This is a genomic window from Rathayibacter sp. SW19 (assembly GCF_030866825.1).
Taxonomy (GTDB): Bacteria; Actinomycetota; Actinomycetes; order Actinomycetales; family Microbacteriaceae; genus Rathayibacter_A; species Rathayibacter_A soli.
The window spans coordinates 3,608,944-3,621,604 of record NZ_CP133020.1; the positions used below are offsets into that span (position 1 = coordinate 3,608,944).

Below are 12,661 nucleotides of genomic sequence, written 5' to 3' on the forward strand. Positions count from 1 at the left end.
TGACCCCAGTGCCTGTTAACCCCGTGCCCGCTTAACCCCAGTGGGGCGGCACGTCGCGCTTGAGTTGCGCGTCATTCGACGTGTTCGTGTCACCCCAGGCCTGGTCTTTGTCGCCGGCAGCACGCACGGCATCGGCCTCGGCACGCCCTGCCCGAGGGGTGGGATCAGCACCGGGTACACCGGGGCGGTGTGCGCGCCGGGAACGGCGCGCGGAACGTTCTGCCATACGTCCAGACTATCTCGCACGGACGAACTGTCCGGCGCGTGCCGGCTACCCCGCAGCAGGCATTCGCTCCGACGGGATGTCGATCGGTCCGGTAGCTTCTGCGGTTTCGTCCTCCGCCCCGATCAGTTTCGCCACGCGCGCAGCGACCGCCTCCGGATTGCCGAACAACTCGAAACTGTGCACGCGCATGTAGTGCCAGCCGAGCCGGCGCAGCACTTCCGGCCGCAGTCGGAGCGATTCGCGTAGGCTGGCCCGACCCAGAATCGCGTCGGTTTCAACGACGACCGCACGCCCGTTGTGCGATGCGACGAGCGCAAGCGCGCCGCGGTGTCCGAGTTGCACGGTGAGGCCACGTCGCTTCAGCCGGCGAGCCAGGTCGATCAAGAGAGGTTCGCTGTCACCGGGAACGTCGTCGACGCCCGACGAGATCGCAGCCGCCTCGCCGAGCACTTGTGCGAGTGCGACGATACCGTGCCGCATCCGCGACGAGTCGATGTCTTCGGGGTGGAAGCACGAGACGATGTCCATCGACCGGCGCGCGCGCGTGAGACCGACCGCGAGCAGGCGTTCGCCGCCGGGCTCTGCCAGCGTTCCGAAGTTCGACAGCAGGCGCCCGTGAGGGGTGCGCCCGTATCCGATCGAGAAGATCACCCGATCCCGGCTTTGCGCAACAGACTGTTCGAGTGTGACAACGGTGAACGGCTCGGCCCGATCGCCGAGGATGAAGTCGCTGAGATCCTTGCGCTTCGCGAATGCGGCCAAGACCGCCTGGTGCACCCGCACGGCGTGTCGTGCGCTCGCGGTGACCACCATCAGCGATTCTCGCGGGCGGTTCGCCGCATGCTCGAGCACGAGCTCAACGACCTTGCTCACCTCTGCGTCGACGCTTTCGACCGCCCCGGACTCCTCATCGGGCATGCCATGACCGCCTGACACGAAGTTGAGCGTCAAGCTGCCGTGGCCGAGGAAGGTGCCCGCCCACGGAAGCGATTCGATCTTGCCGCCGTAGAAGCGCCGATTGATCAGCTCGGCCAGGTCATCGCCGCCTGCACGATAGCTGCGGCTGAGCATGAACACCGGCAGCAGCTCGCTCAACTGTGCCAGCGCCGAGTCGGCGTGTACGGCATCGACGTCGAGTTCGGGCGGATCTTCCGGGACTTGCGAGATGGCAATGGTGAACGGCGACGGCGTCTGCGTCACCGGGTCGCCGAATGCAACGATCTGCGGTGCCCTGCGGATGACGCCGATGCTCTCGGCCAGTGTGAGCGCGCCGGCGTCGATCAGCAGGACCGCGTCGAACGACAGGTCGCTCGGCAGGCCGGGCACGTCGTACGGCGATGCCAACCAGACCGGCGCGAGCACGCGAGCCAGGTGCGGTGCCGCCGCCGCAAGCGCGGGGGGTGTGGTGCGGTCGCTGCGCAGAAGCCGGCGCAAGGCATCCGCTTCTTCCGGATAGTCGACGACACCGATCTTCCAGGTGTCGGCCAGCTGCCACGCCAGCTGCTGACCTGTGGCGGATGCGTGCGCCTCGTCAACGAGGCGAAAATCGGCTTCCAGGCGCGACAGCACTCGCGTGTTGGCGCCCAGCAGCGCGCGGTCGCTGCCGAGCATCAACTCCAATACAGACTGCCACCAGGCCAATTCGAGTTCGGTTGCGACATTCTGCTGAGGCACGTGACGCTGCGACAAATCGGCGAGAAGGGGGTCCAGACTCAACTCGCGCAGGGTCGCCAGTAGCGCCGTGCGCTCCTGCAGGTTCGCAAGCACCTCGGATTCCGCCGCGAGACCGGACAGCGTGTAGACCAGTTGCGAAATCGTCAGGCCGAGCAGGGAGTGCGGTGTGCCGGTGCGCCGCAGGGGTGCATCCAAGCTCGCTAGATCGCCGGAAACGCGTTGATAGGCGACCAGCAGGTCGGCTACCCCGACCGGCACCTCGGGCGGAACGCCTGCGGCAGCGAACCGCTGCCACAGGGTGCGCTGATTCTGGATGCGACGCAGCGACTCGTTCAGCTCGTTCACGTGCACGCCCGGCCGCACGTACTCGAGCGCGAGTTTGCGCAGACGTCGACGGTTCGCACCGGACATTTGCGGGGCATCCCGTCGGTTGGCGGTGGCGGCGATGAGCTCGGTGAGCGAGCGATCGAACACGGCGGGAAGGAATTTGTCGAGCGTGTCCCGCAAATCCCCGAGAAGGCGCAGGTAGATGCCGAGTTCCGCGATCGTCTCGAACGGCCGCATCCTGGTCTGCCCGATCACTGCGTTCGCGCGCTCCAGCAGTCGAGGCAGGTCTGTGCTGTTCAGCCTCTTGGCCAGCACGTGGGCTGCGGATGCGTCCGCCGTCGTGGTGAAGGATGCCCCATACCACGGCGAATCGGCGGGCCCGTAGCGGAATTCGCCGAGCGTCGCCGCTTTGATCAGAACGTCTGCGGCCGATGCCCTGTTGTGCGCAAGCGCTTCGATCGAGTGGCGCTCGAGCCGGGCGGTCGTCGCAGGTGGAGTTGGCAGCAGTGCCAGTCGCGCGAGCTCTTCGAGCGCGTCGAGCACGCTGACGCCGAGTGCCGGATCGGGCTGTGTGAGCGCAGCGCGGTAATCGAGCAGAACTTTGCGCAGGCGCACAAGCGCGTCATCGACCTCGGTGACGCGAGGCTGGGTGGTCTTCTCGTTGCGCGTGATGGACCCGATGACGTCGCGCCGAAGCGTGCGCGGTGCGACGGCCAGCCCGCTCAGCCCGACCTGCGTCAGCCGGCGGGAGATGCCGTCCAAACTCGAGCGCCGCGGGCTGACGACCAGGATGCGCTTGTGTGCAGCCACCAGCGCGCCGATAGCGTTGACTATGGTCTGTGTGCCGCCGGTGCCCGGCAGCACCTTGACGACGAGCGAGTTGCCTGCGCCGATCTGCGCGACGATGTTCTCCTGCTCCTCGTCAGCGTCAAGCAGGAGCGTGTCCGTGGCCGGCGGGCGAGCATCCTGGCCGACGGTCTCAACGGGGCGGAATGCCTCTTCGACCCGCTTACGCGCCGACGGGTTGCCGGCGATCGCGTCGAGAACCGGATAGTCGAGATCGGCCGCGTCCGCTGCCATCGAGCCGGCGACATCCGCGAACGACGAGACGACCAGGCGCGGCTGCACATTGAACCACGGCAGATGGCTGGTCAGACCACGCAGGCGATCGATGACCGGCTGCGGCTTGAACACGCCGTTCGTGACGGCAAGAGCGACGAACGCCTCGGCGTCGAGGGTGATCTGAAACTGCTCGTGCAGAGCTCGCGCCAATTCGGGGTTGAGGAAGGGCTTGCCGCGCAGCTTGAGTTCGAAATCGCGCCCATAGCGTCGGATGGCAACGGGGCGCAACAACACAGGAGCGGTGTACTCGTCGCCGTTGCCGCGCCACCCCGCCAGCCCGATCGCCAGATGCACGGAGTCGATCCCCCGCACGGAACGCAATTCAATGCCCTTTGCCGTGATCGCGCTGGCCGCAACGCGGGCGTTACGCAGCGCCAGCTCATCGCGGATCAGGCTGGAGAGCAGCGTCGACTTGCCGGTGATGAACTGCGGCAGGCCGCCGGGGTGCGTCGAGCTCAACTCGATCCGGGTTCGCGGCGTGTCGACGAAGTGAAGCAGCGGCGACGGACCACCGAGCGCGGCCAATTCTTCACGCCAACGCTGCCACACCGGCTCGGCGATATTACCTGCCATCACGGTCGGATCCCCCAGGCTGACGGTCTGTGGAGACGTGGTATTGCGCAGGTCGAGGGCGTCGCGCGACCCGTCATCACGGGACAGGTCGTCATCCGCCTGTTTTCGATCGACTCGCCACACACCGCCACCCTACGTGTGCTGCGCGAAATATCCTGGCAATCCGCGCGGGTTTCGCGCTAGTCGGCCGGTTTGGATGGCCTTTGGCGCGCAGACCGGCACCTGTGCGCCTGTCGTGGCAGACAATCGCGGCCCACAATATCGGTATGGCTCGCGTGCTTATCCCGCTTCCTTCACGTGATTTCGATCCTTCGGAGGTCGCCGTCAGTTGGCGTGTGCTCACCGCGCGCGGGCACACGGTGCAGTTCGCGACACCCGACGGGAGCGAATCTGCGGGCGACGAGATGATGCTCACCGGGCGCGGGCTGGACGTGTGGGGTTTCATTCCAAGACTGCGCCGTTTCAGCGTCGTCGGGCGGGTGCTGCGCACGAACGCCGACGCGCGAGCCGACTATGCGAACATGCTCGCGTCGCCGGAGTTTCGCCGGCCGCTGCCGTGGAACCAGCTCGAGCACTCGGAGTTCGACGGCCTGTTGCTGCCCGGCGGCCATCGCGCCCGCGGCATGCGCGAGTACCTGGAAAGCAGCCTCCTGCAGCGGGTCGTCAGCGATGCGTTCACTCGTGAACTTCCCGTCGCCGCCATCTGCCACGGGGTGCTGCTCGCCGCCAGAAGCCACGATCCGACCTCCGGCGAATCGGTGCTTCGCGGCCGACGCACAACCGCGTTGACCTGGAGTCTGGAGTCCGCCGCCTGGCGCGTTGCCCGCGTCGCACGTTTTTGGGACCCCGGCTACTACCGCACCTACCCGGACGGCGCCGGCCGACCCATCGGGTACATGTCTGTGCAAGCAGAGGTCACCCGGGCGCTTGCGGATTCCGCGGACTTTCTGGATGTCGACCCCGGCGGGCCGGATGCCGCCGCCAAGTCGAGCGGTCGCGTTCGCGACACCGCCACCGACTCCCGACCTGCGTTCGTCGTGCGCGACGGCCGGTACCTGTCCGCTCGGTGGCCGGGCGACGTGCACACCTTCGCTTGGGACTTCGCCGACATGCTGAACGAGTGCGGCGCCCGCGGCGAGTGAACCGTCAGTCCGGCGGTGGCGGCTGAGCGACCGCCGATGCGACAGACGATGCGACCGGGTAGGCGGCTGTGTCCGCGACCGCGATCGCAGTTCGTTCCAGGAAGGAGACGATGTGCTCTGAGCGCATGTCGGTTCCGAGCGCGCTCTCGACGAGCACCTCTTCGGCGAACGACACCCAGGAGCGAAGCGCGATTCGCAGCAATTCGGAGTCAGCGATGCCGAGTTCCAGGCTAACGGCGATCACGCGTTCGGCCTGGAGCAGGCGAGCTTGTTCCACGACCTCGCGCACTTCGGTGGCGCCGCTGGCCACGCCGCGCACCAGCGAGTAGAAGGTGCCCCTGTGGTCACGCACGAATTGCACAATCCGCACCAGCGTGTCGTGGAGTCGATCTAGCGGAGCAAGCTCCGCGAGCGGTTCGGTGGCGCGCAGCATGCTGTCGCGCGCTGTGCGCACGACTTCTCGATGAAGGCCTTGCTTGGAGCCGAAGTAGTGGAACAGCAGCCCGCGGGAAACGCCTGCCCGCTCGGACAGTTCCTCAATGGTAAGCGCGTCCAGCGGATTTTCCACCAGGAATGCCACGCCGATCGCCACCAGCTGGGCATGACGCTCGTCCGGTGCCAAGCGGGTGCGCCGATCCACGTCCATGCTGAGAGCCTAGCTGCCCACGGTCGACCGTATTGACTTTTCGTCAACACCATCGACCCAACACTATTGACATTGCGTCAATAACTAATATGCTCCTTGTCGGGGCGTATGCAGTGTCACCCGAATGGGGGCAGGAACGCGCAGCGTTTGCAGCACATCATGCTCGCCGGATCGAGGAGGATCTATGCAATTCCGCAAGCTCACGAGCACACACAGCGGGAGAATCGTGCTCACCGCAATTCCGGTCGGGCTTGTCTCCGCACTGCTGATGGGTGGGGTCGCCAACGGCGCCGTGCCGGTCTCGTTCGCAGTGTCGGGCAGTCAATTCCAGATCTCGGCCTCGCAACTGAACGGCACGAGTTTCTCCCAGTACGCTGGCGTTGCGAACGACACGGCCGGACACCCGCATCCGGTCGCGATCGCGAACATCGGCTCGGCCAGCCTGGCGGACCTGTGTCAGTCCGTCGTAGCGAACACTCCACTCGGCAAAGTCGGCCTCCTGATCACAGCGGGCGGCGGCGGCACCCCAGCCACCGCGACGGATTTGCAGATCGGCATGACCGACCTCCGAGGGGATGCTTCGTTCAACAACATCCGGATCGGCGTCGACGCCTCGACCGTGAACACGGCAAGCAAAGGCGCGGCCGGTGACTTCGCACAAGACGCCGATACGGTCAAGATCAGCAACCTCCAGCAGACCGCCTGGAGCACCCAGGCCGCCGTGTTCACGCTCAACGGCATGCACCTGCAACTAACCGACGGGTCAAAAGGATGCTTCTGAGCACCGCAGGCGGCGACACCCCAGGCGGCTCTGAGCCGGCAGCGCACCGAGGCGCGGTAGACACGAACTCCGGATGGTGGCACGCATTCCGCGCCTGGGCACGAAAGCGGCCGTTCGTCGGAGGCACACTCACGGTACTGTCCGGCGTCGAGATCTTCTTCTCCGGACAGCTCGACATCGGCAATCTGCACGTGCAACTCGGCATCGAGGGGCTGCAGTCGACCATCATCCCCGTGCTGCTCGTACTGCTCGGCGTGCTTGTGATTCTCATGCCGACGCATCGGATCTTCTATGGAGTGTTGTCGCTTGCGATCGCGGTGTACTCGCTGATCGGCGTGAATCTCGGCGGATTCATCATCGGGATGCTGCTTGGAGCCGTCGGCGGCATCCTGATCGTGGCGTGGATGCCGGCAAAGCAGGCCGAATGAGCAGAGCACCGCGAACGGGTAACCGAGGGCGAGGCGGCGTGCTGGTCGCCGTCTGTTTGCTCGTCGGACTCAGCGGAATCGGTGCGACGCCGGCACCGGCATCCGTTCCGACTGGGCTGTGCATCCCGCTCTTACTGCCATGCCCGTCGCCGGCTCCGTCGCAGACCGCCCAGCCGTCTCCGAGCGCTCCGGCCTCACCCCGCCTTCCGAACCTGCCGGGGTTGCCCGGGTCCGGACTCGTGTCGCCGACGCCGACGTTGCCGGCCGCAACGCCGGGCGAGTCGGGGACTGCCGCGACCAGCGGTGCACCGGCCGTGCCGGACACGAGCGCGCCGACATTCACGCTCCCTGCCGCGCAGTTGACCGGGTCGTCGATCTCGTTCGCCGGGTTGCACTCTGTGAGCTTCGTGACGGTGCCGCTCGCAAACGGAAGCAGAACCCCGGTGCTCAAACTCACCGCCGATGACATCGTGATCAAGGATTTCCACCTGAACGTCCGCAAGGCGACGGGGCCGGCGCTCATCTCCGACGCCGGCACAATGGAGCTTCGCGGGAACGTGCAGGTCTATGTCGATTCGGTCACAGCAACCCTTCTCAACGGCAAACCATTCACTCTGGGGGCGGCAACCCCGCCACCGGACACCGTGGTGCCGGCCTCACTGCTGCGCGTCAATCTCGGGCTCGTCGGTGTGACGGCCGGCTCGATCTCGTTGATCCCGTCGAACCAAGTGCTGACAAGCGGCGGCTGAATAGCGCCTACTAACCAGCGCCGGCTGGCCAGCGCCGACTGAATGGGCGGGCGTCACACATTGCGGGCCATCCCGACAATGCAGGGTGTTGCTGGGGTCCACGACGTGCCGGCAACGTCGACACTGTCGATTTGCGTCGTGACGAGGCCTGCAGCCGAAATTGCAGCTGCGGTCGGTCTGTCCCAGTGGCAGCCGTGGTCGATGCGAACCGTGATCGGAGTGATCACCCCTTGCAGCCAGCGCTTTCCTGTTCCTGGCGGCGCTGCCACATGTTCACAGAAGACGAAACTACCGCCAGGTCGGAGCACGCGCATGATCTCCGCAAGCGAGCGATCGAGATCGCAGACCGAACACAGCACGAACGTGCCGAGAACGGCATCCACACTGTCATCGCCGAGCGGAATCTCCTCGCAACTCGCGGCGAGTGGCAGTTCACGCTGCTTCGCGGCCAGTGCGTTGCGTCGCAGGTCGCGACGGCGACGCTCATTCGGCTCAAGTCCGATCCAGCGCACACTCGAATCGAGCGCATCGAAGTTCGCGCCACGGCCGGCACCCACCTCCAACACCGTGCCGCGTAGCGTGCCGATCAGGCTCGCGCACAGCTCGTCAAACACCTGATACGTCATTCGTGCCATCGATCCACCTCGCGAATCTGCGGCTCCGGCCGCACTGGTGCGCGGCGATCATTCCCCTGACAGCCGAATTACTCAACCGAACCAATCGACCGAACTACTCCACCAAGTTACTCAGCCGAATTACCCAACCGAATTACTTCACCGAATTACTCAACCAAGGCCACATCGGAATCGTCAGCGGCGGTCGCACCACCGTGCTCGGCTTCGCCTTGCGGGCCTTCGTGCACCGCCTCCTCCGCGTCCAGGTCGGTGGCAGCCTGCTCGAACTGTGAGTTGTACAACCGCCAATAGGCTCCTTCGCGCTCGATCAGCTCGGCGTGAGTACCTTGCTCGACGATGTCACCCTGTTCCATCACCAGGATGAGGTCTGCGTCGCGGATGGTCGACAAACGGTGCGCGATCACGAACGAGGTCCGACCCTGCCGCAATGCCGCCATCGCGTGCTGCAACAGCAGCTCAGTGCGGGTGTCGACGGAACTCGTTGCCTCGTCGAGGATCAGAATGCTCGGCCGTGCCACGAACGCGCGCGCGATCGTGATCAGCTGTTTCTCGCCTGCGGACACATTCGAGGCATCCTCGTCGAGCACCGTGTCGTAGCCCTCCGGCAGCGAGTGCACGAACCGGTCGACGTAGGTGGCCTTCGCTGCCTCGATCACCTCGTCATCCGTTGCGTCCTGGCGACCGTAACGGATGTTTTCGCGGATCGATCCTGCAAACAGCCAGGGGTCCTGCAGCACCATCCCGGTGCGCGAACGCACGTCATTGCGGCGAAGGTCCGCGATGTTCTGCCCGTCGAGCAGAATGCGGCCGCCGTTCAACTCGTAGAACCGCATGATCAGGTTGACCAGTGTTGTCTTGCCTGCACCTGTCGGACCCACAATGGCGACGGTCTGACCGGGCTCAACATTGAATGACAGATCCCGGATGAGCGGACGCTCAGGCGAGTATGCGAACTGCACGCCCTCGAATTGGATCGTGCCGTCACCGTCGAGCGGAGCCGGCGCGTCCGCGGCATCCGGATCTTGCTCATCGGCGTCGAGCATCTCGAACACGCGCTCGGCCGACGCTGTGCCGGACTGAATGACGGCGGCCATGCCGCCGAGCTCGGACAGCGGCTGCGTGAACTGCTGCGAGTACTGGATGAAGGCCTGCACATCGCCGAGCCGCAACTGGCCGCTGGCGACCATCAGCCCGCCGAGCACCGCGATGCCGACGTAGGTGAGGTTGCCGATGAACATCATCGCGGGCATCATGATGCCGGAGAGGAACTGCGCCTTGAACGACGCCTTGTACAACTCCTCGTTCTCCGCTTTGAAGTTGGTGAGGGCATCCTGCTCTCGCCCGAAGACCTTCACAAGAGCATGGCCCGAGAAGGACTCTTCGACGCGGGCGTTCAGGCGGCCGACCTTGCGCCATTGGATTCCGAACGCCTTCTGCGACTTCGGCCCGATAACTCCGAAGATCACGGCCATCAGCGGCAGGCTCACAAGCACGACAAGGGCCAGCTGCCACGAGATCGAGAACATCATGATCAACACACCGACCACGGTCAGCACGCTCGTGACGGCCGTCGACAACGACTGCTGCATGGTCTGCGTGATGTTGTCGATGTCGTTCGTCACCCGGGAGATCAATTCGCCACGTTGCACCTTGTCGAAGTAGCTCAGCGGCATCTTGTTGATCTTCGCCTCGACGTCTTCGCGCAACTGGTACATCGTCGTCATCATGATGATGTTGATCACATAGCCCTGCAGCCAACTCAGGATTGCGGCAACGAAGTAGAGGCCGAGCACGATGAACAGCACCTGCGACAGTTGCACGAAATCGACGCCCTGGCCCGGAGTCAGCTTCATGGCCGAGAGCATGTTCGCCAGATCTGTCTGACCGGATGCCCGCAGCCCCGCTTCGACCTGCGCCTGCGTCGTGCCCGCAGGCAGGTTCTTCGCGATGACGCCTTCGAAGATGATGTTGGTCGCCTGCCCGAGCACCTTCGGAGCGATGACGGACAGGACGACACCGATCGCACCCAGGAACGACACGAACGTGAACGCCACAGCGTGCGGCTTGAGCAGGCCGATCAGGCGGCCGAAACTCTTACCGAAATTGGCGGCCTTGCCGGGCTTGACACTCATCCAGTCGTCGGCGCCTTGTCGGGCCTGTTCGGCGAGGTCGAGTTCGAGCTGCTCTTCTTCGGAGAGCGGAGTCGGGGTGCTGGTACTCATGCCTGTGCCTCCACTCCGAGTTGCGATTGGACGATTTGCTGGTAGGTCTCGCACGATTTAAGAAGCTCATCATGCGTTCCGAGGCCAACCATCCCGCCCGCGTCGAGCACGACGATGCGGTCGGCGTCTGCAATGGTCGATACGCGCTGGGCGACGACGATCTTCGTCACGTCGGGGAGCTCACGCCAGAGCGCCTGCCGCAGTCGGGCATCCGTCGTCAAGTCGAGCGCAGAGAACGAATCGTCGAACACGAGCACATCGGGTGCGTGCACAATGGCGCGAGCGATCGCGAGCCGCTGGCGCTGCCCGCCGGAGACGTTGGTGCCGCCCTGGGAAATGCGGGCGTTCAGCCCGCCCTGCATGTCTGCAACGAAGTCACGGCCCTGCGCGATCTCCAACGCGTGCCACAGCTCCTCGTCCGTGGCGTCTTCCCGACCGAAGCGCAGATTGGAGGCCACTGTGCCCGTGAACAGGAACGGCCGTTGCGGGATCAGACCGATTCCGTTCCACAGCACGTCGAGGTCGGCCCGTCGCACATCGACGCCGCCAACGAGCACACTGCCCGCCGTGACGTCGAACAGGCGGGGAATGAGCGAGACGAGCGTGGTCTTGCCAGCGCCGGTCGATCCGACGACCGCGACGGTCTCGCCACGGGCCGCCGCGAAGGTCACCCCGGCCAGCACCGGATTTTCTGCCCCAGGGTAGCTGAAGCCGGCGTCGCGGAATTCGACGGTGCCCGGTGTCGGGAACGTGGTGACGGCATCCGCCGGTCGTGCCAGTGTTGAGGTGCTGGCCAGTACCTCGCTGATGCGTTCAGCGCTGACTGCCGCGCGCGGGATCATGATCGTCATGAAGCTGGCCATCAAGACGCCCATCAGGATCTGCATGATGTAGGCCATGAACGCGAACAACGTGCCGACTTGGATGTCGCCGTTGTCGACGCGGATACCACCGAACCAGATCACGCCGACGACCGTCACGTTCAGCACGAGCATGGCCAGTGGGAACAGCAACACGAACAGTTCGCCGACCTTGCGGCCGATCACCATGATGTCGTAATTGGCCCCGCGGAACCGCTTGGACTCGATGTCTTCTCGCACGAACGCGCGCACCACTCGGATGCCGGTGAGCTGCTCGCGCATGATCCGGTTCACGGCGTCGAGCTTCTTCTGGTAGCGGCGGAACAGCGGCACCATGCGGCTGATGATGAGGCCGGCCAAGATCAACAGGGCGGGCACGGCTACGGCGATCAGCCAGGCGAGCCCGATGTCTTGGCGCAGCGCCATGATGATGCCGCCGATCGCCAGCATCGGGGCGCTGACCAGCATTGTGGCGCCCATCATGGCCAACATCTGCACCTGCTGCACATCATTCGTGTTGCGGGTGATCAGTGAGCCGGGCCCGAACTGCGACACCTCGCGTTCGGAGAATGCGCTGACCCGTTCGAAGACACCGTCGCGGATGTCCCGCCCCATCAGCATCGCGGATTTGGCTGCAAAGTACGTGGCGACGATCGCGCACGCTATCTGTCCGAGCGAAATGATGAGCATGACCAGGCCGGTTGACCAGATGTAGTTCACGTCGCCCTTGGCGACGCCCTTGTTGATGATGTCTGCGTTCAGGCTGGGCAGGTAGAGGGATGCCATCGCCGACGCGAACTGGAACAACAGCACACCGCCGAGCAGCCAGCGGTACGGCTTCAAATAGCGGATGAGGAGTTTTCCGAGCATGGTCTCTTTCGTGGAGTCGTGGGCTTGTCGCGGAACAAGCGATGAACCGCGCAGATCTCAGCATGGCAGTAACCACTGACATTTGTGGGGTGTGCACACGCGGCGGACGGTGCTTGCGGCCGGTACACAATACACGTGTTCGGCGGGAAGATCAACGGCTGGGCGAATGGTCACGATGAACCTTTCACTGTCGAGCACGTTCGGACACATCGAGCCCCTCCGCGATGTCTGCGTCCTGCGCCTCGGCCGCCGAGCGCAGCTGTACGAGCAGTGATGTACCGGCATCCGTCACCCTGAGTTCTTGACTGCGACGGTCGGTGACGCTGCGCGAGCGCACCTCGAGGCCGGCTGCGTCGAGCGATCCGGGTCGCTCCGTCTGCATCGCGCGGGCCGGATCGCTCCGTCT

Annotated in this window: 11 protein-coding genes; 4 read left to right on the forward strand and 7 right to left on the reverse strand. The window is 64.9% G+C overall.

Features of this window, described 5'->3' with window-relative positions; all coding sequences use genetic code 11:
- Positions 1–31: 31 nt before the first annotated feature.
- Complete coding sequence (locus tag QU604_RS16875) at positions 32–226, reverse strand: hypothetical protein (protein WP_308465773.1); 195 nt, start codon at positions 224–226, stop codon at positions 32–34.
- Between the two features lie 45 nt (positions 227–271).
- Positions 272–4,045: an AAA family ATPase gene (locus QU604_RS16880; RefSeq protein ID WP_308465774.1), complete on the reverse strand. Its 3,774-nt coding sequence runs from the start codon at positions 4,043–4,045 to the stop codon at positions 272–274.
- A 143-nt stretch (positions 4,046–4,188) separates the two neighbouring features.
- On the opposite strand from QU604_RS16880, the gene QU604_RS16885 reads away from it, so the two are divergent.
- Positions 4,189–5,064 (forward strand): type 1 glutamine amidotransferase domain-containing protein, encoded by an 876-nt coding sequence (locus tag QU604_RS16885; RefSeq protein ID WP_308465775.1) that lies wholly within the window; start codon positions 4,189–4,191, stop codon positions 5,062–5,064.
- A gap of 4 nt (positions 5,065–5,068) precedes the next feature.
- On the opposite strand, the gene QU604_RS16890 is transcribed toward QU604_RS16885, so the two are convergent.
- Complete coding sequence (locus QU604_RS16890; RefSeq protein ID WP_308465776.1) at positions 5,069–5,710, reverse strand: TetR/AcrR family transcriptional regulator; 642 nt, start codon at positions 5,708–5,710, stop codon at positions 5,069–5,071.
- 184 nt (positions 5,711–5,894) lie between these two features.
- On the opposite strand from QU604_RS16890, the gene QU604_RS16895 reads away from it, so the two are divergent.
- The 3 genes from QU604_RS16895 to QU604_RS16905 are packed head-to-tail and all read left to right on the forward strand — an operon-like array spanning position 5,895 to position 7,668.
- Positions 5,895–6,491, forward strand: coding sequence for a DUF6230 family protein (locus QU604_RS16895; protein ID WP_308465777.1), 597 nt, complete (start codon positions 5,895–5,897; stop codon positions 6,489–6,491).
- Positions 6,482–6,919 (forward strand): DUF6114 domain-containing protein, encoded by a 438-nt coding sequence (locus QU604_RS16900; RefSeq protein ID WP_308465778.1) that lies wholly within the window; start codon positions 6,482–6,484, stop codon positions 6,917–6,919. Before QU604_RS16895 ends, QU604_RS16900 begins: the two co-directional genes overlap by 10 nt.
- Positions 6,916–7,668: a hypothetical protein gene (locus QU604_RS16905; protein WP_308465779.1), complete on the forward strand. Its 753-nt coding sequence runs from the start codon at positions 6,916–6,918 to the stop codon at positions 7,666–7,668. The genes QU604_RS16900 and QU604_RS16905 overlap by 4 nt, the downstream gene beginning before the upstream one ends.
- Positions 7,669–7,721: 53 nt before the next feature.
- On the opposite strand, the gene QU604_RS16910 is transcribed toward QU604_RS16905, so the two are convergent.
- From QU604_RS16910 to QU604_RS16925, 4 genes are all read right to left on the reverse strand, one after another.
- A complete protein-coding gene (locus QU604_RS16910; protein ID WP_308465780.1) occupies positions 7,722–8,303 on the reverse strand; it encodes a class I SAM-dependent methyltransferase in 582 nt (193 codons plus the stop codon).
- Positions 8,304–8,449: 146 nt separating this feature from the next.
- Positions 8,450–10,525: an ABC transporter ATP-binding protein gene (locus QU604_RS16915; RefSeq protein WP_308465781.1), complete on the reverse strand. Its 2,076-nt coding sequence runs from the start codon at positions 10,523–10,525 to the stop codon at positions 8,450–8,452.
- The gene (locus tag QU604_RS16920; RefSeq protein ID WP_308465782.1) at positions 10,522–12,255 is read right to left on the reverse strand and encodes an ABC transporter ATP-binding protein; all 1,734 of its coding nucleotides are present in this window, start codon (positions 12,253–12,255) and stop codon (positions 10,522–10,524) included. The genes QU604_RS16915 and QU604_RS16920 overlap by 4 nt, the downstream gene beginning before the upstream one ends.
- A 184-nt stretch (positions 12,256–12,439) precedes the next feature.
- A complete protein-coding gene (locus QU604_RS16925) occupies positions 12,440–12,637 on the reverse strand; it encodes a winged helix DNA-binding protein (RefSeq protein ID WP_308465783.1) in 198 nt (65 codons plus the stop codon).
- Positions 12,638–12,661 lie beyond the last annotated feature (24 nt).